The organism is Spiroplasma endosymbiont of Nomada rufipes, from assembly GCF_964277355.1.
GTDB lineage: Bacteria > Bacillota_I > Bacilli_A > Mycoplasmatales > VBWQ01 > Spiroplasma_E.
In genome coordinates, this window is record NZ_OZ195517.1 from 610,727 (window position 1) to 634,030 (window position 23,304).

Sequence of the window (23,304 nt, forward strand, 5' to 3'; positions counted from 1 at the left end):
GAAACGGTGAACACATATGATAAAAATTTTAGATGGTAAAATAATTGCCCAGCAAATTAAAGCAAAAATTAAAGCACAAGTAACAACTATTACTAATCGTAAACCTAAACTAGCAGTAATAATTATTGGTGAAGATTTAGCATCACAAATGTACGTACGAACTAAAATTAAAGCATGTCAAGAATGTGGTATTGATGGACAAGTATTTTCACTAACAACAACAGTAACACAAAAAGAAATAATTAATAAAATTGAACAATTAAATAGTGATAATAATATTGATGGAATTTTAGTACAATTACCACTACCAAAACATTTAGATACATTAGCAATTATTAATAGCATTACTATTAATAAAGATGTTGATGGTTTAACAAATATTAATGCCGGAAGATTATTACAAGGTGATAAAAAAGCAATGTTGCCTTGTACAGTAAAAGGTATTTTAAAATTACTAAATCACTATCAAATTCCCATTTCTAAACAAAATATTACTATCATTAACGATAGTAATATTGTTGGTAAACCATTGGCTTTATCATTAACTAATATAGGAGCAACTGTTAGCATTGTTCATAAATTAACTAAAGACTTAACTCTTTATACTAAAGAAGCTGATATCATTTGTAGTGCTACTGGTGTCTATAATATTATTAATAGTAGTCAAGTTAAACGTGATGTTGTTATTATTGATGTAGCAATTAATTATCAAGGTAAAGAAAAAAAAGTTGTTGGTGATATTAATTTTGAAATAATGAAAAATACCGCTTCAGCAATTACTCCTGTGCCTGGTGGTGTTGGACCAATGACTATTGCCATGTTATTAGAAAATTTAATGATTTGCTATCAATTAAATAATAAATATAATTAAATTAGAAAATTAAATGTTAAAGAAAAATTGGATTAAAAAAAGATTAAATAATATTGAAAAAAATAATTTAGAATTATTAAAATTTAAGTTTTTAAAAGAAACTATTTCAACAAATAGTGTTTATTTTGATAGTCCTTTACATTTTTTAAAACCAGAAAATTATTCAGATTATCAAATACATAATGAAAATAATACTATTATTTTTAAAATAGAAGTTAATATACAAAAATTATATGATGATTGAATAAAAGGAATGAATAATTTTGCTTGAGATTATATTTTAAGTAAAAAATATATAAATATTAACAATGAATATAATTTAAAAACTAATGAGTTTATTAATAAAATTAATCAAAACTTATTTCTTTTAAAAAATAATATTTACGTTGTAAAATTTTGAATCTCAAAAATAGTAAAAAATAATTTCAATATTTCTTCCTTTGAAAAAGATTGAGAATAATTTAACGATGTTGGATATTGATGAATAGATAAAGATACTTTAAATAAAGAAGTTTCTTTAAATGAAAAATTACGTTTTACTTTTAGAAATTCATCAGATTCTTTAATAAAAGAACTATTATTTAAAGGAAATCATGAAATTACAATAAAATATGTTGAAACTGAAACTGAAATTACTACTAAAGGTTATAAATATAAAAATTCTAATTGATGAAAAAGAAATTGATCATGATTTATTTCAATATTTATTTCAATTTTAGCCCTTTTATTTACAATCATATTTAACTTTTTAAATTAATATAAAACATTAAAGTTCTAAATCAAAAAATAAATCATATTGTATGCAAAAATTATAAAATTTGTTATAAAAATAATCATAAACTAAACTTATAGTTTTAACTCATTACTTTATTTTTAAAGTATGTGGGTTTTTTATTTTTTTAAAAGAAAGAGTACAAAAATTATGAAATATTTTAATCCAAACTATTGATTTAAACTATGATTATTAATCACACCAGTTTTTAATAATCAACTACAAAATACTAATGCTAAAACAATTTATAATAAAGAAACTATTAAAGATTGAAAACCTAAAAATATATCTATTGCAGATTTTACACAATCTAATGATCAAGACATTACTTGTATTCATGAAGCAGGACATACAACAATTATTTTAGATTCTAAATTTAAAAACAAATTTCAAAAGTTAGAATCTATCACTTCAGATTTCCAATACTTTGGAAGAACAATATCTGATCAGTTTATACCTTTAAATCAAATTAAAAATATAAGTGATAATGACTTATATACCTTATTACGAATTGATTTAGCTGGATTTGCCGCTGAATCTATGTTTTTTGATAGTAACCCTTTAAAATATATTATCGGACAAGCAAGAATTATGGATTCAAGTGACTTACAAGACTATCACAATATTTATCAAGAAGAGTTTGAAGTTAGAAAATTAAAACCCTACAATGAAGAACCTTTAAATTTTATAGGTAAACAATTAAATGAAACAAGAAAAATAATAAATAATAAACCAGAATTTGAAAAAATTCTTAAAACATGTTGTCTAATAAACTACGTTAATAAAGAACACACTGATTATATTTTAAATCATAAATAAATACCTATTCCACTATTTAAAAAAGATGAAATTAAAAGTTTTACAAAAGAACAAATAGTAACTTTTACTGAAAAACAAATAACCACATTCACTACTGAACAAATACCATATTTCACAGAAAATCAAATTCAAGCATTTACAACAGAACAAATACAAGCGTTTACAAAAGAACAAATAAAAGTATTTACAGAAAAACAAATGCAAGCATTTACACAAGAACAAATGCAAAGTTTTACAATAGAACAAATAAAAGTATTTACTGAAAAACAGATAATTTCATTTACAGAAAAACAAATACAAGCATTTACACAAGAACAAATTCCATATTTCTCAATAAAACAAATAACATCTTTTACAAGTAAACAAATTCAAGCACTCACAATTAAACAAATACGATCATTAATTCCAATTCAAATTCCATCATTTACTAAAGTACAAATCCAAGCACTATTTGGGAGCATACCGATGTTGTCAATAATATTCAAATTTGTCTTTAAATTATAAGTTTAGACGAGAATAATTTAGACTTCAATATGCAATTGTAAGTTAATCTTAACACTTCAAAAATATTAGTCAACAATAATACTTACTTTTATAACTCAAAAATTCTTATTAAAGTTTTCTTTAATAAGTTTTATTTTATTTTTATTTATTTGCTAAATTGTAAAGGTAAGTGCAACTAAATTATTTTTCTATCCAAATATTCGATTGGTGAAAGATAATTCAGTATTTTTCTCGGTCTTTGATTTAAAGACAATATAAATTTATGAACTTCATTTTTATTAGTTTTTGAAAAAATAAATTTTTTAGGAAATTTTTCTCTAATTAAACCATTAGTATTTTCATTAGTACCTCTTTGTCAAGGTGAATATGGATTGGCAAAATAAATTTTTACATCTAAATTTTTTTCAAGTTGTTGTCAATTTGAAAATTCTTTGCCACGATCAAAAGTAATAGTTTTAACAATGTTTTTAGGAAGAATTGATAAATAATAACTGACATTTTTATTAATAACTTTAGTAGTTCTGTTTTTAACTAATATTGCTAAAGTAAATCGTGATACTCTTTCAACTAAAGTTATTAAACATGATTTGCTTTTACCTCGTGATGATACTATAGTATCTCCTTCCCAATGACCAAGTGTTATACGATCATTAACATTTATATCTCATTCTTTAATTGATTTACCATTAAACTTGCCACGATTTTCTTTAGATTTTCGTTTTTTACCTTTTCTTCTTAAATTTTTACTAGTAACTTTATCAAGCATTCCAAAATAAATTCAAGTATAAATTGTTTTAAAACTAATAACTCACTCTTTATGAAAATTTTTAATTCTGCCATAAATTTGTTCAGGTGATCAACCTAATAGTAATTTCTGTTCTATATATTTTACTAAATTCTTATTTTTAAACTTATGAAAACTAATATGTGATTGTTTTCGATTTTCAGCTTTATTTTGTGTAATTAATGAAAAATAATGATTATTATCTTTATTTCTATTAATTTCTCGAATAATAGTACTAATACTTCGATTAAGATTTTTAGCTATTTCACTAATTTTAAATTTAAATTTCAATTGATTCTCAATATAAATCCTTTCATCTATGCCAAGATGTTTATAACTCATATAAAAACTCCTTACTTTTTTCTAAACTAAATTTAGCATTATGAAATTTTTATATGAGAATTTTTTGCAATTTTATTTACTTGCACTTACAAGTATAATTCAGCTTTTTAACACCAAGATAATTATCTAATAATGATACGTACTCCATTTTTTGTGTTTTTGTGTTATAATGTGTACAAATACGTCGTTTATAAGTTAATAAACCTTTTTTTGCTTTTAATTTTCGTTGTCTAAATCTATATGATTTATATTCAGATTTATCACATATACTTCATAAATAATCATCTATTTTTGCAAATAATTCTTCTGTTTGTTTTAAACTTAATTCATCTTGATTAAAATCATGTTTGTCTCAATCAAAATGATTTGCGAATGGTAATATAAACATTTTTAATGCTCCTTTCTAATTTTTGTTTGTTAATAATTTAAGTTTAATTTTTTTTAAAAAATAAGGAGTAAATATGGCTTTTATTAGTAGTTATGGACAATTAAATAAAAAATATAATCTTAATTTTAGTGATAATAATTATGGTTTTAGTTGAGATATTTTTAAAGAATTTGTTGGTGATGAATGAGCAGAATATTTTACTACTAATTGTTTTTATCGTTTTGTTCCAACAGCACGTGGAACAAGAAAAACTTGAAACTGTTTAGCATTTGATTTATTTATATGTTGTAATTTTAGAGATAGTAGTGTTCAAGAAGTAAGAAGATATGAAAATACTCATAGTGAAACTACAATTGGTGCTTTAATGAATGTTTGTCAAGTTTTATTAGATACATATAATATTAATTTATTACCTAATAATCCACATGGCATTAAATGAAAAATTACTAAGGATGGGGGATGTATTATCTTTCCAAGTAATCAACAAATTGACTTTATTGGTTATGCTAATGGTAATAAGATTTTTGGAAAAGAAGCAGGTGGGTCAAGTTTTTTAGGTTCAAGAACAGATGAAATTATTATGGCAGAAGAAAAAGAAACATTAACTGAAAAACAATTAATATATCGATATGAACGTTTACAAAACTCTATGTTTAGAAGTAATCGTATTAAAGTATCAAATAAACCTATTAAAGAGTGAAGTTGAACATTTATTGATAAAAATATATATAGTTCTACCTTTGGACAAAAGATTACTCGTTATTTTTATAAAAGTTTTTTCATTACTTTTACATGTAATCCTTATGATAAATATCATCCATTTTATTTAAAATACTGTACACCATTTTTACCATTAAATGATGAAGTCATGAAAAATCTTAAAAAAGTTGGTAAAGTTTATTATGAAAATAAAGATATGTTTAGTGGTTTAGGTTTATTTGTTTTAAGATTTACTATTCAACCATTTTGAAATAAATTACCTGACATTCAACAAAGAACATTATTAGAAATGGAAAAAAGTAATCCAGATGAATATAATACTGTTTATTATGGTTTTGAATTTTTAGATAGCGATGCAACAATTTTCCCATTTCAAAAAACAGTAAAATATTGACAATCATATGATTTAAAACAATTTTATAATCAAAAAAAAGAAATGTATAAATTTGATTTTTATAGTGTTGGTATTGATTGAGCTACGGGACCAAAAGACCATACTGTATTTATGGTAGTTGGTTTTAAAGAATATAATAATACTGGTTATTATGATGCTTATATTATTTGTGAATTAGTAGTTACTCCAAATGATTTTATAAATGAAAATGAAAAAATTAATGCTTATGTTAATGAAATTTTAGGATTAATTGATAATTTTGAAAATTTTGAACAAGCAATTTATTTTTATGATGATAAAGCAAGAACAGCAATGGATTGATTAAATCAAAAATTAATTGATGAACACAATACTATTTTAATAACACAAACCGCTATTAAACATGCTTCAAATTTAAATCAAGAAGCCGGATTAACTAATAGAGTAGTTTGAATGAGAAATATTATGAGTTATGGAAACTTTTATGCAAATAAAGATGATTTACCAAAAACAACTCAATGTTTAGAAGAATTACGTTATGACCAAACCAAAACTAACATTCCTGACAAAAATATGTATCAAGACCCTTATGATGCATTATTTTATGCATTATATCCATATAAAAATGTAATTAAGGGTAAAAATAATGCTACTGTAAAAAAAAGTATCTTCACATTTGCAATATAATAAATAAGCGCAATACAATTAATAGTATAGGTATCAAAAAAATAAACACCTTTAATTTAGGCGTTATTTTGCTTTTAAAAGCATACTTGTAAAAATAATCAAAAATAGTACAATTTAAAAGTAAAATCAAGGAAAAAAAGGAGATATTTATTATGAAAACATGAATAAAAACAAATTTTCAAAAAATATCATTATCATTTGCTGTAATAACTGGTGTTACCGGTTTAATCTTAGGAATAGTTTCATATAATAAAAATAATCAATTAACATATTTTTATGATTACGACCATGAAGCACACTGGGGGGCAACTATTTGAGCAAGACCAGTAAGTAATAAACATAAAATTACTCTTTACTGAGCATCAAATAAATTAACTGATGATGCAGTAAAATGAGATGGTATTTATCCAGATGGATATTTTGATAATTAAATTTCTAAATTTATATAAGAAATATTTTCATTATATTTATCAAATAAATTAATATTATTTAAATTTATTTCTTGTTTATTTGTTACTAAAATTAAATCATAATTACCAGCACCAAATAGTCCGCTAACTTCAATTCGATTTAAGTTATTAATTGGATTTTCAATTTGTAATTCAAATTCACTATTATTGTCAATTTGTAAAACTTCTTTATAAAATTCTAATTTAGAAAATAATTGTGATTTATTTGAACCATATAAATTTAAAGCATTTTCGGTTTTATTTTTATTAATAATTAATCTTGTAAAATATTTTCCATATTCACCATTACCTAATGTTCAATCTGCCGGAATTAATGATGGTATATTATTGCTTTCTAATTCATTAGTTATGGATAGTCAGTTAAATTGATTATCATCTAATTTCAATAATTCATTTTGACTAATGTCATTGTTTTTTAGTTTAATGTTATTGATATCTGTAAAATCAAAATATGCAGATTTTAATACTACTTTTATATCTTTAAATTCTCAAATCTTATCAGGTGTAGAATGTATAGGATTTGATTTTAATTCAAAATAATAAGGTAATAATAATTTATAGTCATCATTTAAACCGTTATTAATAGACATGGTTGAATAAATATTTTTTGATAGCATTATAACTATTTGTTTTAATATTTTAACTTGTGGTAAATTTGTATAGTTAGGATAATCTAATTCTCATTGTTTAAATAAATTAGTAATAACTTCATTTGGTTTTTGTCCTTCAAACTTAGCACGAATTTTATCTAAATCATTCATTTCTTTTAAAACATTACTTAATGATGCACCATCAAAGTTTCTATTATAAGTATATGTATAAGTTAACATATCTAATAATACTTTTTGTAAACTATCAATTGGTGGTCTATCTTTTATTTCTAGTTCAACATCATGAAATTTATTTGTTGTAGAAATAAATAAATTATAGTCACTTACTAAAAATCATGACTCTAATTTTTTATCTTTTAATTCTAGTTCATCAGATAATGGTCATACTTTTGAATTTTTAGAAACATCATAACCAATTTTAGCATTAGTTACTCTTGCATTATTAATAATTTCTTTTCTTGTTTCTCTACCACCACCAATAGCAATTAAATCTAAAACTGATTTTTCTTGTCCTATAAATTGTTTTGCTAAATTTCAAGGTAATATTTGTTCACTAAATCATTGTTGTAATATTCTAACTTTTGGTTGAGTTTCAATAGGCATTGATAATAGCGGAAATGCTATCTTATCTTTGACAAATAACTTTGGGTATACCTCCATATTGTCGACTTCACCAAGTACCTTTATATTGCCAAAAATCATGCTTCTAGGTGCTTTAATTTTTAAACCAATAACTTTGGTGTCTTTATCTAGTGGTTTTTGTAATTTAATAATAATTGGATAACCATCTCTTGTTTTAAAGTCTTTAATTTTAATAATAGTAATACTTTTAGTACTTCTAGTTTTTGGATTTTGATAAGGTTCTGAATAATTATTAATAATATATAAATTATCAATATTATTTTCAGTTAATGGTTCATTTATACTAACTGCATATAACTTAAATTGATTTAATAAATTTATTTCTTGAAATATTAAATTTTTAATATCAGTCATACTATATTCAATTGTATTGTCATTAATATTAGTACTTGCTCTTTGATTTAATTGCATAGTAAAATCAGATGTTTCAACAGCAGTAGTTTTTAATACTTTATCAATATCAATAAAACCTATTTTAATAGTATTTGCTGAAAATCTTAAACTATTATTTTCATTATTTTTAAATAAACGTTCAATTTCATAAATATAAATTTTTCTTTTTTTAAATTCATCGTATGCTCTATTAATATCAGGGTCACTAGTAGCACTCATCATATTAGTAAAATCATAAGGAATATTATCAATTAAATAATCATTTTCTATTTCTGCTTGATTAAGTTTAGTTTGTTTCTGTGGAAACTTCGTTTGTGGTTTGTTGTTTTTTTCCATTGTTTTCTCCTATTAATTGGTTATTTTCTGGATTAAATAATTTTAATTTAACTGTTAAGTTATTAATTTCTTGTTCATCATTAATATTAAATGTTTTACTATTTAATAAATCTTTATCTAAACGTACTAATATTTGAATAAATTTAAGAATATCAATATTAAATTGTCATAATTTTTGTTCAATATAATTAATAGTTGAAATATTTACCGCTGTACTTTCGGGAACCGATTGTTGTGCTGATTTCTTTTGACTTGGTATATGAATACCACAACGTTTAAATATTTCATTAATATTTCAATCATATATATCAGTTAAATTTTTACCTTTAAAATTACTACTTGTCATATTAATATTTTCACTTTTTTCATTATTATCACCAGTAGTTTTTCAAATATAGTTGTTAGTAACTAATGTTCTTACGGCTTCATCCATTGTAGATTTAGCATTACCATAAGTTTGGTCAAAAATAAACTTTGGTGAATTTAAAATAGTATCTAAAACAATTTGTTCATAAATAACATCTAATGCTTTAATTTTATCCATTACTTTATTACAATCTGCTAACTCATTTGCTTTATTTCTCATAATTGCTATTGGAATATAATTAATATTTAATGTTTGTTCTTGTTCTAAATTAGGATTATTATTATATTCTTTAAAAGGTAAAGGAAATTGTTTTTTATTATCACTAATACTATAAATTGCACGATTAATAGTTACTTGTTCATTATTTAATTTATAAACTTCAAATAATCTTACTGTTTGTGCATTTTGTTGATAACTATCATAAAAAATAGTACATTGAATTAATTTACCAGTAATATCATAAATTCTTTGCTGTATATCTACTACTTGAAAATATAAATCATCATTAGCAATATAAATTAAATAACCACTAATTCCTAATTTGCTTAATTTAAAAATAGAATTTCAATTCTTTCTATAAAATTCTTGTTTAATTAAATATTGTTTAATAGTTTCATTATTAATATCCAATGGAGCATTATATAAATTAGCATTATTTTCAGCAACAAAATCAGTAAAATAAGTCTCATGATTAAAATCATTAAAACCAAAATAACTTAAAATAGAAGTGTGTGTACTTTTATTTTCTAAAAAAATTAATTTAGATTTTTCTTCATTATTATTAATATTTGTTTTATCTTTTCTTGGTCAAAAAGGTTTCATTTTTTTCTCCTTTCTAAAATATTTGATTAATTTTTAAGACAATTTTTACTATAATAAATATAATTAAACCAACAACAGCAGAAGATAATAAAACTCCAATTAAACTTAAAATAATTTTTATAATTTTTCAAATCATAATTTTATTCCTGTAATTCTTCTAATTTTCATGTATTACCTTTATCGCTACCTTTTAAAGAATAAATATTAATAAATTTTGAGTGTTGTACTGATAAAACTAAGACATTAGTATTATTGTTAAAAACTTCTATTGGTACACCTGCTATTTTTGTATTAGTTATAATAAATTCTTTAATTGCAAAAACATTATTATATATATTTCAAGAATAATAAACTTTATATCTTTTATTAACTATAAAATCATAAGTAATTTGTCAATTATCTCATTTATTTTTTTCTCTTATTCCTACTTCTTTTCAAATTGAACTACTTGGAGGAATTGGAATTGGTTGTGGTTGTTTTTTGATAATTTCATTAATAGCACCAGCAACAGTTTTATCAGTAGTTTCTAAATTAGGAATTTCAGTACCAATAGTATTTATAGAAAAAGCATATTTGAATTGGTCTTTATCCATTTTATTGTCTAATTTTTTATCTACTTCTTCTTTTTTATAATAATCAGTTAAATCAGTTTTCCCGCAAGTAGCACTAATTTTATTATTTTCATCAATTTTAATATTTTCACCAGCAATTAACTTATCTTGTTTTTTATCTAATAATTGATTTGTTTCTAGTTTTGTATAATAATCATGTTCAGTATTTTCTTCTGCTATAAATTCAGTTGGTGTATCTATTCCTTGATATTGATATATTTCTTCTATATCACCAATTAAATTAATTTTTCCAAGTTCAGGATAAGAATTACCACCACCACTAAATTGTTTCTTTTTATTGTTATAGTAAATAGTTCCAATATTTAAAATATTTTTATTTTGTATTTGTTCTCCATAAGTCATGGAATCAACATTTAACAATTCAAATTCGTTAAAAACATTATTTAAATAAATTTTAATTACTTTATAAAATTTCATAAAGTTATTTTCTGTTGAATATTGATAACTGATTTTAATAAAATATCATTTAAATATTTCTATATTATTATTTTCAACTTTTTTTCATAAGGGACTAGTTTCAATATTAAATCAATTATTTTTAACATCATTAATATTTTCGTTTGTTTTAATTAATTCACTATTTAATTTGGTAATTTCATTTTCATTTGTAGTAATTCGTTTTTGTTGTTTAGCAGAAAAATCACAAGTTGGTGCATGTGTATAATCACCAATTTGTGGATTGTTTTGTAAAACATCAGGTGGTAATGTTCCAATTTCATTAGGTCAATCTAAAATCATAGTTTCAGTTTTTGAGTCATATTCTGTTGCAACATAACCTTTATTTATTAAATTTGTAACTGGTCCCCTATATGTTTCATTTTTATTACCATTAATGGTATCATCATATAATTTTATTTGCTTTGATAATGTAAATTCTTTTTGTTCTTGAATTAATTCATTAACTTGGTTTCTAGTATAAAATGCTTTTAAGTCAATTTTTTCAACATCTATTTCATCATTATTATAATTTGAAAATATTTGTTTTAATTCTGTTAATCTTGCTCATATTTTCATTCTACTAGGTGTTAAATCTCAAATATTAATCGTAGGAGTACTACTTGCACTAAATTGATTACCATTATTAAATTGAATAGTAGCATCAACATTAAATTCAATTGGTGTACGATTAAATACTCAATGTTCAACCATAACATAAACCATATCTCTTAAAGTTTCTTTAATTAATTCATCTTTAAAACTATCAAAAGGAAATTTAGATAAAATAAAATCAAGATAAGCATTAATATCATTTTGAGCACGAATAGCAAATGTTTTAAATCAATCATCAACATTTGGTCATGTATTTATATATTGTCGTGGTGTTTCTGTAATTGTTCCAGTTAATGGATATCAGTTATTATAATTTTCTAAACTGACACCAGTTCAAAGTTTGTTAATCATATTTTATCATTCCTTAAAAAATGCTTTTTTATAACGTTTGGTTTTTGATTTAGTTTTTCTATGTGATATATGTATAATTTCTTTTTGTAATTTTTTCTTTCCTTTTTTTACAACTTGATTATATGCAAATTTTTCTAAATGTCTTAACAATCCAGTACCAAATACAGTATTAACTGAGAATTTTAAACCCACCCTTTTAAATGATTTATTGACATTATCAATAGGATTATTAATAACATTAACTACTTTATGATAAGTTCTAATTGTCCTTAATATTTGCCTATAAATTTTAAAACTATCTTTAATCATTTGTTGTACAACTGGTGGAGAAAAAGCAATACTTTTTAATCATTTATTTTGACTAACTCCATATCCAATATATCAACCGCTATATCATCTATATCAATGAAATGGATGTATTTGAATAACAAAAGTTTCTGCTTTGATAATACTATCAATAACTACAATTGGTTTATATTTAGGATTACGATGATAAATAGTAATTCCACATTTATCTAATGATAAAGGTTGAATTTTACAAGCCATAAATACTGGTGAATTTAATGGAATTAATTGTGCATGTTTAATTGCTTTCTTTTCAGCACTTGTAAATACATCAATTGTTTTTTCTTTTAATTTATTAATTTTTTCAAATGCTTGTTTTTCTAATTTTTCGAATTTCTCTTGTAATTTATAAATATTTATTCTTATTTTGTCAAAATATGAAGTATCTTTTCAAAATTTATTTAAACCTTTTTTAAAATAAAATTTAATATCAAAATATTTAAAAGTTTGATTTGCTTTTAATACTAATTTATGAATTGAACTATTTTTAAAATTAAATTTAATTGCATTAGCACGAATTTTTTGTAAATCTAAAATTAAAGATTTTCCATATCTATTTTCTGCATGTATTGTATGAACTAAATTTAATCAGTCATGTTGGTTCAGTTTTAATACTTCTTTTAAATCAGTATTATATTTTTGTAAAAAATTGTTTGCTTTATCAATATCTTTAATTTTAAATTTAGGAGTTAACTGTGGACTTAACTTTATTAATTCATTTTGTAATAATAAATAATTTTTTAATTCTTGTACTTCTAATTTTGCAAAATTATTTTTATATTGTCTTTCAGCAACAAAACCTAAATTTTGTATTATTGTTTCGCGATTTGGAGCATGGTTATAATTAAATAAATAACGTTTATTTCCAATAATTTTATCTGTTAAAATTTCTTTTCCACTTACTTGACTAATGATTTCTTGTAAATTTTTTGCTTTTTTAATACCAATTTTTTCTAATGTTTTAGTTTTTTCTGCTAAACTAATAAATTTAGTTGTACGATAACCACGACTAATTCTATTAAGTCCAGCAAATGCAGGTAATATATTAAAAAAAGTATTTAATGGTGTAACATTTCCTTTTAAATAATCATAAACTTGATTAATAGTAAAATCAGTTAAAAACTCTACACAAACAGCACTAATACTAGCAAATAAATCACTTGCACCTAAACCAAGTGCTAAACTTTCACTTAATCCACCAGTAAAAGGAGCAAGTGCTACTGCTATTACTTGTACACCAATCATTTCTAAAATTTCTCATCATCAACTTTTATGTTCTTGTTGTTGACTTGTTCTAGTATGTTTTGGTTTATTTATGTTTAAAAGTATTGCTGTACTAGTTGTACCAATTGGCATAATAATTATCCTTATTTAAGAGTTATTTTTATAGGATTTGTTGAACCTTGATAATTTTTATCAGTGTCATTAGTAGTGATTACTACATATAAATCTCCTGCTTTTTGGTTTTGATTACTTACATCAACTTGACCTTGGGCATCACTAAAATAATTAATAATTGGAGTTGTTAAATTTGGATTTAAATTATTTATTTCAGTTGTATTTTTAATTGTTGTATCTAATAATTTATTCTTTTTAGTAGTATCAGCAGTAATATTAGTTGTTAATGTTGTAATTTCTTCACTTAAATATTTTTTATTAACAATACCACATAACATTCATCTTGATTCTGTTTCTGAGTTTGACATATAAGGAATAGATTCTCCTGTTACTTGTCCACCAACTAAATATCTTTTTGGAACTTTACCATCTTTAATATCTTCAACATATATACTAGTTTGTTGTAACATATATCTTTTCATTGCTTTTGGTGTTGCTAAAACAAAATTCATAATTTGATTTTTATTTTCAGTATTTTTAAATGTCATATAATCATCCATAACAATTTGACATAATACACCTTTAATATATAAATTTGTTCCATTTAATCTTAATTGTTGTGCTAGTTGATTATCAGTAATTAAACCTTTATTATCTGCTAAATAAACTAAAGTATCATAAAGACTATTTGTTATAAAAAATTTACAATTATTACTATTTCTTAATTGAAATAAAGTATTTCATGCTGATAACATTGATTTTAAATATCCTACTGGTGTTGTATCAGTAATGATTACTTTTTTGGCAGATTTAGCAATTGTATTTGTATCATTATTTGCTAAATAATCTGCTAAATCATTAGCAACTTCATATTGCATACTTTCTAGTAAATTTTGCCCATTATCTGCAAATAAATCAACTTCACCAATCATTTCTCCTGTACTAGCTTCTTTTGTAATTTCTTTAATAATTTTATCAGTATCAACATAACCAACTTCTAATCCTTTACTTTTATCATTTCAATGAAGTATTTTGAATGTTGGGTCTTTTGGTTTTTTAACTATAAATTCAATTTTTGTAGAATTAACCATTTCAATTGGAAAAAAAATTGCTCATGGACTATTTGATTGTTTATAAAATTCTATAAATTCAGGTGTTTCTACTAATTTTGTAGTATTATCTAAATTTTGTTTAAATGGCACTGGATTTGGCATTTTAAATTTTCCTTTCTTTTATAAATTATTTTTCTTTTTATAATCTAATAAACTACTTTTTATTGAAGTTTCTTGATTTGTTAATATTGTTTCTTGTTTACCACCTGTATTAATTGGTTCTTTAAATAGTGGTTGTTCTTTAATCATTTTTTTAATAGTTTCTTCAATTTTTGAATTTTCTATATTACTTGTTTTAAATTTTAAAAATTCATAAAATTCTTTTTTAACTTGATATTTTTTAAATATATTAATTATTTCTTTTTCTTTAATTTCTTGATTAAGTTTATTTAACTTATTTTCTAATTCAACAATCTTAATTTCTTGCTCTTGTTGTAAATTATTATTTTCAATTAAAGGTTCAGTATTTTGTTCAACATTAGTTTCATTTTCTAACATTTAAATCACACCTTTATTATTTATTTTCTTTTCCATTAATTTTTTCATTAAGTTTTGCTAATTTTTTTTGATGTTTCATCACTTTATTATTTCTTCTAATATGTTTTGGAGTTGTAATAAATCTTTTAAATCAAACAATTAATTCTCTACAAATTAATGTTCCTACACTTGTTCCAATAATAATTAATTCATGTAAAAATTCTTTCATTTTAAATTATTTCCTTTCAATTATTTATTTTTAATTATTCGTCAAATTGACCATTATTAATTCTTTCAATCATTGATTTTGAATTACTTATAATAGTTACCAATAAAGATATTTCTTTATTTAATTGTTCCATTCTTTCTTTATATGTCTGAATTTCATTGTTATAATATTCAATCAATTTTTCTTTATTCATTAGTTATCATCTCCTTTATAAACTATCATATGTAGTTGGTCTTTCATATAAAACATCACTACTTCCACTATTATTACTAATAGCATCAATATTAATTAATCTTCTTGTTTCATTTGTAAATGATGTTTCTTGCATTTCTTGATTATAATTTGTAGTTTCCATAGGTAATAAATTATGTATAATTTCACTTGCACCAGCAACTATTGTTGGTACTGCATAAGCATTATTAAAATCATTATTTATACCCATAGCTACACCACTTGAAATTAGACATCCACTAGTTGCCATATTACATATTTTTCTTATTACTTCAAATCTATTAGGTATTAGTTCACTTAACCCACCAATTAGATTTGATATACCATAAATACTTAAACTAATATATGTATCTCAATCCATTTGTTGTTTATTATCATTAGTTAATAATAATGGTCATGGTGGTGTTTCTGTGGTAGTAGTTGTTAATCAAGGTGGTGGTTCAGGATTAGGATTGATTTTTGTAAATTTTGCATAATTAATTAAACCAATAGTTCCTAAACCTAATAATATTTTTTTTACTTGAATTTAATATTTTCTTTTTAGTACTTGGCATTTGATTTAAGTTTCATATATCAATTCCTAACTTTTTACTAAATAATAAAGCATTAATACTTCCTAATACTGGATTACCAATAATTTGACCATAATAAGCACTTGTACCAATCATTGCTGATAATGGACTTATTCCAATTCTTATTATTTTTATAAAGTATAGTTATTTGATTGTACATTCGTGTCATTTGGCATTTTCATTTACTCCTTCATTTTTTGGTTTAATAAACACTTCAACTCAACCTGTATAGTGAACGTTATCACCAACTAAAATAGCAGTATTTGCATGTGGTTGAGAAACAACTAAATATTCAGCAATAACATTAGGATATTTTCATAAAATAATTGCTTTTATATCATTACTATCTGTTAAATCTTTGGGATTTGGTGAAAATATTTCTATTTTATCTTGACCAAATAAATCTGTTAATTTAGTCATTATCAAATTCACCTTTTTCTATTTTTTCAATTAATAAATTTAAAATATTTTTGTCCAAATCAGAGTTTGTATAATTAATTTTTTTAGTTCATTTAATTATATCTTTCATATATTTAAGTAATTTTTCTTTATTCATTATTTATTCTCCTTATTTAAATAATATCAACCAATTAATAAACTATCTGCTTCATCATGATTTGATATTTTTATATTTCGATTATTTTCTTTAATAATTTCTTCAGCAACATATATACTTAGTTCTTTATCTCAAGGTCTTAATCAAAAAATAGGTGGGTCATAACGTTCATATCATTTCTTTCATTCACTTGGACTTATTAACATATCTTTTGTTAATAATTTATTAAATTGTCCTGCAATAAAACCACGTAAATGTTCTTGAGTTTCATAACCAATACCATTTTTTGAATTAAAAGTACCACGTTCAATAATTAAATCCAATTCATTATCATTAACTTTTATATCTCAATAAAATTTTCTTTGTCCATCATATTCTTTTAAATTATAACTTTTAACAAATATTGGTTTTCAATTTCAAAAATCATATTTATCATGTAAATAAACTTTTTTTCATAAAGTAAATCCAGTATTTTTAATACTTGGGTCAATTGAAAGTAAATAATTAGTCATTATCAAATCACCGGTCTTTAATTCTGGTTTTAATTGGTTTATAAACTTCTTCATAATATCCGTTTAAGCGATATGTGTTTTTAAGATATTGCATAAATCTTTCTTTATTAATACAATTTTTATGTCTTGATTTATTAATTTCATCAACTTTATTTCTATGTTCTTTATCACCTTGATAAAAATGTTCACATACATTTTCTCAGCAGTTTTTTTCACAAGTAAATAAATCATGTTTTTTATCACATACACAACAATCTTCACAACATACTTCTTTATTCATTATTTATTCTCCTTTCTATTATTTCTTTCTTGCTTTATTAATAAATTTATTCAAATAATTTGATTATCACCATCACCTAATTTTTTTAAAAGATATTCATATCTTTTCTTAAAATCTTCACTATCAATATCTCTATCTTGGTAAATTATTTTTTTCAATTTTTTTATTTTATACAAGGTTTTTGGAGAATATATTTCTCCGTGCATGCAAAGAAAACATTTCATTATTTATTCTCCTTATTTTCAATTTGATTAGCAATTTCACTTAATATTTTTAATACTTTATATTCATTTTTTAATTCTTTAATAATAAATATTAAAAATATTATTAGTGTTATACTTGTTATTAATATTGGTGCTATTAATAAAATTTCTCATCATATCATTTTTTACTCTTTTCATTTTTTAAATCATTTAACATTAATTGAACAAAATACACGATTTTTAGGAATGTTTAAAGTATTAAAAATTTGACCAGTTACAATAATTTCATCGTTTTTGTTTAATAAAATACATCGGTTATAAAATTTTGGATTATTAAAAATTAAAGTAACATAGTTTAAACCATTTCATTGACCACGAACACTATAATATAATTCTTTATTACCTTTTTCGTAATATTTTGCTTCAATAGTGTTACTTAGTTTTACTGTTAATTTGACATAATTGGCTTTATCTTTCATTTTTATAATTCCTTAAATAGTATTGAATGTGTTTATATGCATCTTGTTCATGTTTTGTTAATTTTATATTTCCTTTATAATTTGTTATTTTATTTTTATTTTTTGGTTGGTTTTCTAGATAATCTCAGTTGAAAACATCTTGTACTAATACCATTAATGAACCAATAATTTTAGGAGTTGCTAATGGATTAGTTAATAATTGTTTTGAACTTAAAAAGAAATTTTCTACAATAACTAATATTTTGTTTTCAAAAAATTGTTCTTTGATTATTGATAATATTCTTTTATAACGATTTTTACTTTCAAAAACATGTGTTGTGTTGAATGTTTCTGTATAAATAATCCTATTTGTTTCATTTGAATATATAACAATTCCATTATTACCAATACCAGCGGGGTCAATCCCAATAATTAAGTCATATTGCATTATTAATCAAATTCACCATTTTTAATTTTTTGATTTAATTGAGATATAAGATTTAATCTTCCATTAAAACAACTTTTTCAAAGTTTAGTTACTTTTTCATCGTCTCTCATTTCTTTATTTCATTCTCATTCATCTTTAAGATATTCAAGTATTTTTTCTTTATTCATATTTATACCTCCTACTTAACCTAATATTTAAAATACAGTCATAACAAATTGCTTTACTATTTTTATCTCTTAAAAAATATTTTCTTGTTTTTATATCATTAGTATTAAAGAATAAATAATCTAATTTATTTTGTTTACATGTTCAACAAAAATACTTTTTCATTATGAGTTGAAATTTCCTTATAAGAAGTAACTATATAATTAATTGGTAAATCATCATGTTTATATGGATTATTTATTTTAAAACCTTTTCTGTTTTCTTCTCACGTAATGTTATATTTAAAACAAGGATTAGTAATTTTAGTTTTGTTATCTGTTATTTCACCCATAAATCAACTATTATGCTGTTCATAAAATGTTAGTTGTTCAAGTTTTACATCATTAAGTTAATATTCTTTTGGAGCAGTTGCTTTATTAACAGTTATTTTTTGGTCTTTAATATATGGTTCTAATAATTTTATTAATTCATTACCACTTAATTCTCTTTTAATATTTTCTAAATTAAAACTCAATATGTATATTTATCATCAGCAATAAAAGTATTATTTTTAACCATTCATTTTGGACATTGTAATTTATATTCACCATAATCAATAAGAATAGATTGTGGTTTATCTTTTACAATTTGTTCTTTTTTAAATTCTATTTGCATAATAATCCTTTCCTAATATGTTCTGTTGCTTCTAGCATAAAGAACATATATTTTGATTTTTAGATTATTAATAATCCCACTATTCGTTTTATTCATTCCAGCAATTCTGGGCTCAAAAATAAATTGTGAAATTTTAAAAAACATTGAGGCATTCGATTCAATATTTATTTAATTTGCGTTTAGCAAATTAATATTTTAATTGAACCGGTCCCGCTCAATTTTTTTTACAAGTTTGAAATTTATTTTCTCGCCCAAAAATTTTTTAAAAAAAATAAAAAATAAAACCAACACTTGCTCACTTGGTAGTGGCAAGGTTGGTTAAATAAATAATAATAGTTGGTCCCCACTCCGGGTCTATATATACTAGTTTCCAATTCGCTCCCACCCCAAGAATTACCATTTCTGGTTAGTATATTTTATTAGGTATCACTCCACTTTTTATTTATTCATGCAAGTCCACATGCTAGCTACTATTTTTAACAACTATGTTGTAGTTCACTTTTTTAGTTCCCTAACACGTGTTGATAATAGTGCTAAAGACGGTTATTAAAAATTTTAAAATTTTACAATTACAAAAAAAGACAAGAATTTTATTCTCGTCTTTTGTCATTTATTTTTAATTTAAGGGTTTAAAAAAGAAAGGAGTTATTTTTAAAACTTTTTATTTATCGACATCTTCGGTACGCTCCCAAATATTTTAATCAAAACTATTGATTTAAACTATGATTATTAATCACACCAGTTTTTAATAATCAACTACAAAATACTAATGCTAAAACAATTTATAATAAAGAAACTATTAAAGATTGAAAACCGAAAAATATATCTATTGCAGATTGTACACAATCTAATGATCAAGACATTACTTGTATTCATGAAGCAGGACATACAACAATTATTTTAGATTCTAAATTTAAAAACAAATTTCAAAAATTAGAATCTATCACTTCAGATTCCCAATACCTTGGAAGAACAATATCTGATCAGTTTATACCTTTAAATCAAATTAAAAATATAAGTGATAATGACTTTTATACACTTTATTACAAATTGATTTAGGTGGATTTGCTGCTGAATCTATCTTTTTTGATAGTAACCCTTTAAAATATATTATTTGACAAGCAAGAATTATGGATTAAAGTGACTTACAAGACTATCATAATATTTATCAAGAAGAATTTGAAAATAGAAAATTAAAACTCTACAATGAAGAACCTTTAAATTTTATAGGTAAACAATTAAATTAAACAAGAAAAATAATAAATAATAAACCAGAATTTGAAAAAATTCTTAAAACATGTTGTCTAATAAACTACGTTAATAAAGAACACGCAGATTATATTTTGAAACATAAAGAAATACCTATTCCATTATTTACAATTGAACAAATACAAGCACTAACATTAGAACAAATACAAAACTTAACTAAAAAACAAATACAAGCACTCACAATCGAACAAATAAAGTGATTTATAAAAGAACAAATTTTGGCATTGACAAAAGAACAAATTTTAGCATTTACAGAAGAACAAATTTATTGATTCATTGAAAATCAAAACTTTACAAAAGAACAAATTTCATGATTCACTCAAATTAAAATTCAAACACTCACAAACGAACAAATACAATCACTCACAGATTGACAAGTTAATTGATTTACAAGTAAAAAAATTCCACAGTTCACAAACGAACAAATTCAATGATTTACTACAAATCAAATTCAAGCATTTACAACAGAACAAATACAATCATTTGTACCAGAATAAATACCACACTTCACAAAAATGCAAATACAAGCTTTACCAAAGAACAAATCCAAGTGTTTACAAAGGAACAAATTTGTTCATTTATGCCTATCCAAATTGGGTGATTTATACCTATTCAGATTACTTCATTTTTGCCATTGCAAATACAATCATTCACAAATCAACAAATATGAGCGCTCACAAACGAACAAATTTATTGACTTATTTATATCCAAATTCAAACATTAACACCACAACAAATTTCAGTTTTTACAGAAAAACAAATCTCATATTTTGCAAAAGAACAAATACCATTTTTTAATGAAAAACAAATTCAAACATTAACAGAGACACAAATTTTGTCACTTACAATAGAACAAATTACTTGGCTAACAAAAGAACAAATTTCTTGATTCACCAAAAAACAAACACAAACTTTTACAAAGGAGCAAATCTCAGCATTCACAAAAGAACAAATTCAAGCATTAACACCACAACAAATTACTTATTTTAATGAAAAACAAATACCCCGATTTACAACTGAACAAATTCAAGCACTCACAAAAGTACAAATACAAACACTAACAATACAACAAATACAAACTTTTACAAAAGAACAAATTCATTGACTTATTTATCTCCAAATTCAAGCACTCACACCAACTCAAATTTCGGTTTTTACATCAAAACAAGTTTTAGCAATAGCAGAAGAACAAATACCATATTTTAATAAAAAACAAATCAAAGCATTTACACCCACACAAATTTTAACATTTACAACAAAACAAATATCTGCATTTATAGAACAACAAATTAAAGAGTTTACACCCACACAAATTACTTATTTTAATGAAAAACAAATTCAAACATTTACAAAAACACAAATACAAGCATTTACAAAAGAACAAATTAAAGAGTTTACACCCACACAAATTACTTATTTTAATGAAAAACAAATACCCTGATTTACAGATTGACAAATTCCATATTTTAATGAAAAACAAATACAAGCATTTACACCCACACAAATTTTAACATTTACAACAAAACAAATATCTGTATTTATAGAACAACAAATTAAAGAGTTTACACCCACACAAATTACTTATTTTAATGAAAAACAAATTCAAACATTTACAAAAACACAAATACAAGCATTTACAAAAGAACAAATTCAAGAGTTTACACCCGCACAAATTACTTATTTTAATGAAAAACAAATACCCTGATTTACAGATTGACAAATTCCATATTTTAATGAAAAACAAATACAAGCATTTACACCCACACAAATTGAGTCATTTACAGAAGAACAAATTAAAAATTCAACACAACTTTTATTAAGAAAAGAAGAAATTAAAAGTTTTAATTCAAAAGAAATAAATAAATATAATTTAAATAATGAAACTTTAAGTAGTGAAATTAAGAATAATTCAAGAAAATTATAAAATTTATTTGGGAGGTTCCCAAAAAAGTAGGAAATTAAATTACTACATAATTAACTTATTTCCAGATGAATTATTTTAAAAATCATTAAAATTAGACAAAATTACTCTCTTTTCTTAAAACATTAAATTTATATTTTATATTCGACGTATTTAAAAAAAATAAAATATACATTTTATAAGTTAAATTAAAATTATCAACAAGGAAAAAGACAAGAAATAATCTTGTCTTTTTTTGTAATTGTAAAATTTTAATATTTTTTATTATTAGCACCCTTTAAATATCTACTACACGCAGTGACCAAGTAGGAGAAAGTTAATAATTAATAATCTTCTTTAACACTATTATCAACACGTGTTAGGGAACTAAAAAAGTGAACTACAACACAGTTGTTAAAAATAGTAGCTAGCATGTGGACTTGCATGGATAAATAAAAAGTGGAGTGATACCTAATAAATTATACTAACCATTAAATGGTAATTCTTGGGGTGGGAGCGAATTGGAAACTAGTATATATAGACCTGTTGTAGGGACCTATTGTATTAATTCTATTCTTTATTTAACCAACCTTGCCACTCCCCAGTGAGCAAGTGTTGGTT

General features: G+C 22.9%; 33 protein-coding genes. 8 read left to right on the forward strand and 25 right to left on the reverse strand.

The annotated features are described in order from the left end of the window. Window positions 1-16: 16 nt before the first annotated feature. The 4 genes from ACICQF_RS03310 to ACICQF_RS03325 all read left to right on the forward strand — a co-directional run bounded on the left by ACICQF_RS03310 (window position 17) and on the right by ACICQF_RS03325 (window position 2,966). Window positions 17-871, forward strand: coding sequence for a bifunctional 5,10-methylenetetrahydrofolate dehydrogenase/5,10-methenyltetrahydrofolate cyclohydrolase (locus ACICQF_RS03310; RefSeq protein ID WP_395472752.1), 855 nt, complete (start codon window positions 17-19; stop codon window positions 869-871). 13 nt (window positions 872-884) lie between these two features. Next, on the forward strand, window positions 885-1,331 hold the full coding sequence (locus tag ACICQF_RS03315; RefSeq protein WP_395472753.1) for a hypothetical protein: 447 nt from the start codon (window positions 885-887) through the stop codon (window positions 1,329-1,331). A gap of 462 nt (window positions 1,332-1,793) precedes the next feature. Beyond that, window positions 1,794-2,462 carry a hypothetical protein gene (locus tag ACICQF_RS03320; protein ID WP_395472754.1) on the forward strand — a complete coding sequence of 223 codons (669 nt, stop codon included), beginning with the start codon at window positions 1,794-1,796 and terminating at the stop codon, window positions 2,460-2,462. Between the two features lie 198 nt (window positions 2,463-2,660). Then, window positions 2,661-2,966, forward strand: coding sequence for a hypothetical protein (locus ACICQF_RS03325; protein WP_395472755.1), 306 nt, complete (start codon window positions 2,661-2,663; stop codon window positions 2,964-2,966). Between the two features lie 175 nt (window positions 2,967-3,141). Here ACICQF_RS03325 and ACICQF_RS03330 read toward each other — a convergent pair whose 3' ends face one another. Together ACICQF_RS03330 and ACICQF_RS03335 are read right to left on the reverse strand one after the other, a co-directional pair. Continuing rightward, window positions 3,142-4,092, reverse strand: coding sequence for an IS30 family transposase (locus ACICQF_RS03330; protein WP_395472756.1), 951 nt, complete (start codon window positions 4,090-4,092; stop codon window positions 3,142-3,144). 76 nt (window positions 4,093-4,168) lie between these two features. Next, window positions 4,169-4,480: a hypothetical protein gene (locus ACICQF_RS03335; RefSeq protein WP_395472757.1), complete on the reverse strand. Its 312-nt coding sequence runs from the start codon at window positions 4,478-4,480 to the stop codon at window positions 4,169-4,171. Between the two features lie 73 nt (window positions 4,481-4,553). Here ACICQF_RS03335 and ACICQF_RS03340 point away from each other — a divergent pair, with 73 nt between their 5' ends. Continuing rightward, complete coding sequence (locus ACICQF_RS03340) at window positions 4,554-6,260, forward strand: hypothetical protein (protein ID WP_395472758.1); 1,707 nt, start codon at window positions 4,554-4,556, stop codon at window positions 6,258-6,260. Window positions 6,261-6,412: 152 nt separating this feature from the next. Next, complete coding sequence (locus ACICQF_RS03345; protein ID WP_338959597.1) at window positions 6,413-6,691, forward strand: hypothetical protein; 279 nt, start codon at window positions 6,413-6,415, stop codon at window positions 6,689-6,691. Here ACICQF_RS03345 and ACICQF_RS03350 read toward each other — a convergent pair. The 23 genes from ACICQF_RS03350 to ACICQF_RS03460 form a co-directional block, all read right to left on the reverse strand. Continuing rightward, window positions 6,688-8,712 carry a hypothetical protein gene (locus ACICQF_RS03350; RefSeq protein ID WP_395472759.1) on the reverse strand — a complete coding sequence of 675 codons (2,025 nt, stop codon included), beginning with the start codon at window positions 8,710-8,712 and terminating at the stop codon, window positions 6,688-6,690. The genes ACICQF_RS03345 and ACICQF_RS03350 overlap by 4 nt on opposite strands. Then, entirely contained in the window at window positions 8,663-9,901 is a 1,239-nt protein-coding gene (locus ACICQF_RS03355) for a hypothetical protein (RefSeq protein WP_395472760.1), read from the reverse strand. Before ACICQF_RS03355 ends, ACICQF_RS03350 begins: the two co-directional genes overlap by 50 nt. A 13-nt stretch (window positions 9,902-9,914) precedes the next feature. After that, window positions 9,915-10,037, reverse strand: a complete 123-nt coding sequence (locus ACICQF_RS03360) for a hypothetical protein (RefSeq protein WP_395472761.1) — start codon at window positions 10,035-10,037, stop codon at window positions 9,915-9,917. A 4-nt stretch (window positions 10,038-10,041) separates the two neighbouring features. Continuing rightward, entirely contained in the window at window positions 10,042-11,934 is a 1,893-nt protein-coding gene (locus ACICQF_RS03365) for a hypothetical protein (protein ID WP_395472762.1), read from the reverse strand. Between the two features lie 3 nt (window positions 11,935-11,937). Next, a complete protein-coding gene (locus tag ACICQF_RS03370) occupies window positions 11,938-13,635 on the reverse strand; it encodes a hypothetical protein (RefSeq protein ID WP_395472763.1) in 1,698 nt (565 codons plus the stop codon). 11 nt (window positions 13,636-13,646) lie between these two features. Continuing rightward, window positions 13,647-14,831 (reverse strand): hypothetical protein, encoded by a 1,185-nt coding sequence (locus ACICQF_RS03375; protein WP_395472764.1) that lies wholly within the window; start codon window positions 14,829-14,831, stop codon window positions 13,647-13,649. Window positions 14,832-14,849: 18 nt separating this feature from the next. Further along, window positions 14,850-15,227: a hypothetical protein gene (locus tag ACICQF_RS03380; RefSeq protein WP_342257219.1), complete on the reverse strand. Its 378-nt coding sequence runs from the start codon at window positions 15,225-15,227 to the stop codon at window positions 14,850-14,852. Window positions 15,228-15,243: 16 nt separating this feature from the next. Next, window positions 15,244-15,435: a hypothetical protein gene (locus tag ACICQF_RS03385; protein ID WP_338957816.1), complete on the reverse strand. Its 192-nt coding sequence runs from the start codon at window positions 15,433-15,435 to the stop codon at window positions 15,244-15,246. Between the two features lie 34 nt (window positions 15,436-15,469). Further along, on the reverse strand, window positions 15,470-15,628 hold the full coding sequence (locus ACICQF_RS03390) for a hypothetical protein (RefSeq protein WP_338957552.1): 159 nt from the start codon (window positions 15,626-15,628) through the stop codon (window positions 15,470-15,472). A 15-nt stretch (window positions 15,629-15,643) separates the two neighbouring features. After that, complete coding sequence (locus ACICQF_RS03395; RefSeq protein ID WP_395472765.1) at window positions 15,644-16,027, reverse strand: hypothetical protein; 384 nt, start codon at window positions 16,025-16,027, stop codon at window positions 15,644-15,646. A 115-nt stretch (window positions 16,028-16,142) separates the two neighbouring features. Further along, entirely contained in the window at window positions 16,143-16,334 is a 192-nt protein-coding gene (locus ACICQF_RS03400) for a hypothetical protein (protein WP_395472766.1), read from the reverse strand. Window positions 16,335-16,382: 48 nt separating this feature from the next. After that, window positions 16,383-16,658, reverse strand: coding sequence for a hypothetical protein (locus ACICQF_RS03405; RefSeq protein ID WP_338957557.1), 276 nt, complete (start codon window positions 16,656-16,658; stop codon window positions 16,383-16,385). After that, entirely contained in the window at window positions 16,651-16,794 is a 144-nt protein-coding gene (locus ACICQF_RS03410; RefSeq protein ID WP_338957559.1) for a hypothetical protein, read from the reverse strand. The genes ACICQF_RS03405 and ACICQF_RS03410 overlap by 8 nt, the downstream gene beginning before the upstream one ends. Beyond that, on the reverse strand, window positions 16,794-17,306 hold the full coding sequence (locus tag ACICQF_RS03415; protein WP_395472767.1) for a hypothetical protein: 513 nt from the start codon (window positions 17,304-17,306) through the stop codon (window positions 16,794-16,796). Before ACICQF_RS03415 ends, ACICQF_RS03410 begins: the two co-directional genes overlap by 1 nt. Beyond that, window positions 17,299-17,586 (reverse strand): hypothetical protein, encoded by a 288-nt coding sequence (locus ACICQF_RS03420; RefSeq protein ID WP_395472768.1) that lies wholly within the window; start codon window positions 17,584-17,586, stop codon window positions 17,299-17,301. The genes ACICQF_RS03415 and ACICQF_RS03420 overlap by 8 nt, the downstream gene beginning before the upstream one ends. Then, window positions 17,586-17,744 carry a hypothetical protein gene (locus ACICQF_RS03425; RefSeq protein ID WP_395472769.1) on the reverse strand — a complete coding sequence of 53 codons (159 nt, stop codon included), beginning with the start codon at window positions 17,742-17,744 and terminating at the stop codon, window positions 17,586-17,588. Before ACICQF_RS03425 ends, ACICQF_RS03420 begins: the two co-directional genes overlap by 1 nt. Window positions 17,745-17,809: 65 nt before the next feature. Further along, the gene (locus ACICQF_RS03430; protein WP_338957563.1) at window positions 17,810-17,971 is read right to left on the reverse strand and encodes a hypothetical protein; all 162 of its coding nucleotides are present in this window, start codon (window positions 17,969-17,971) and stop codon (window positions 17,810-17,812) included. A gap of 3 nt (window positions 17,972-17,974) precedes the next feature. Further along, window positions 17,975-18,268, reverse strand: coding sequence for a hypothetical protein (locus ACICQF_RS03435; RefSeq protein ID WP_338957564.1), 294 nt, complete (start codon window positions 18,266-18,268; stop codon window positions 17,975-17,977). Continuing rightward, window positions 18,258-18,695: a hypothetical protein gene (locus ACICQF_RS03440; protein WP_338957565.1), complete on the reverse strand. Its 438-nt coding sequence runs from the start codon at window positions 18,693-18,695 to the stop codon at window positions 18,258-18,260. Before ACICQF_RS03440 ends, ACICQF_RS03435 begins: the two co-directional genes overlap by 11 nt. A 2-nt stretch (window positions 18,696-18,697) precedes the next feature. Continuing rightward, complete coding sequence (locus tag ACICQF_RS03445; RefSeq protein ID WP_338957566.1) at window positions 18,698-18,862, reverse strand: hypothetical protein; 165 nt, start codon at window positions 18,860-18,862, stop codon at window positions 18,698-18,700. A gap of 134 nt (window positions 18,863-18,996) precedes the next feature. After that, window positions 18,997-19,191 carry a hypothetical protein gene (locus tag ACICQF_RS03450; protein WP_342257314.1) on the reverse strand — a complete coding sequence of 65 codons (195 nt, stop codon included), beginning with the start codon at window positions 19,189-19,191 and terminating at the stop codon, window positions 18,997-18,999. A gap of 57 nt (window positions 19,192-19,248) precedes the next feature. Then, window positions 19,249-19,374, reverse strand: a complete 126-nt coding sequence (locus tag ACICQF_RS03455; RefSeq protein WP_395472770.1) for a hypothetical protein — start codon at window positions 19,372-19,374, stop codon at window positions 19,249-19,251. Continuing rightward, complete coding sequence (locus ACICQF_RS03460) at window positions 19,359-19,514, reverse strand: hypothetical protein (RefSeq protein ID WP_395472771.1); 156 nt, start codon at window positions 19,512-19,514, stop codon at window positions 19,359-19,361. The genes ACICQF_RS03455 and ACICQF_RS03460 overlap by 16 nt, the downstream gene beginning before the upstream one ends. Window positions 19,515-20,857: 1,343 nt before the next feature. On the opposite strand from ACICQF_RS03460, the gene ACICQF_RS03465 reads away from it, so the two are divergent. Both ACICQF_RS03465 and ACICQF_RS03470 read left to right on the forward strand, forming a co-directional pair. Continuing rightward, a complete protein-coding gene (locus ACICQF_RS03465) occupies window positions 20,858-21,280 on the forward strand; it encodes a hypothetical protein (RefSeq protein ID WP_395472772.1) in 423 nt (140 codons plus the stop codon). 83 nt (window positions 21,281-21,363) lie between these two features. Next, on the forward strand, window positions 21,364-22,707 hold the full coding sequence (locus ACICQF_RS03470; RefSeq protein WP_395472773.1) for a hypothetical protein: 1,344 nt from the start codon (window positions 21,364-21,366) through the stop codon (window positions 22,705-22,707). Window positions 22,708-23,304: the final 597 nt, after the last annotated feature.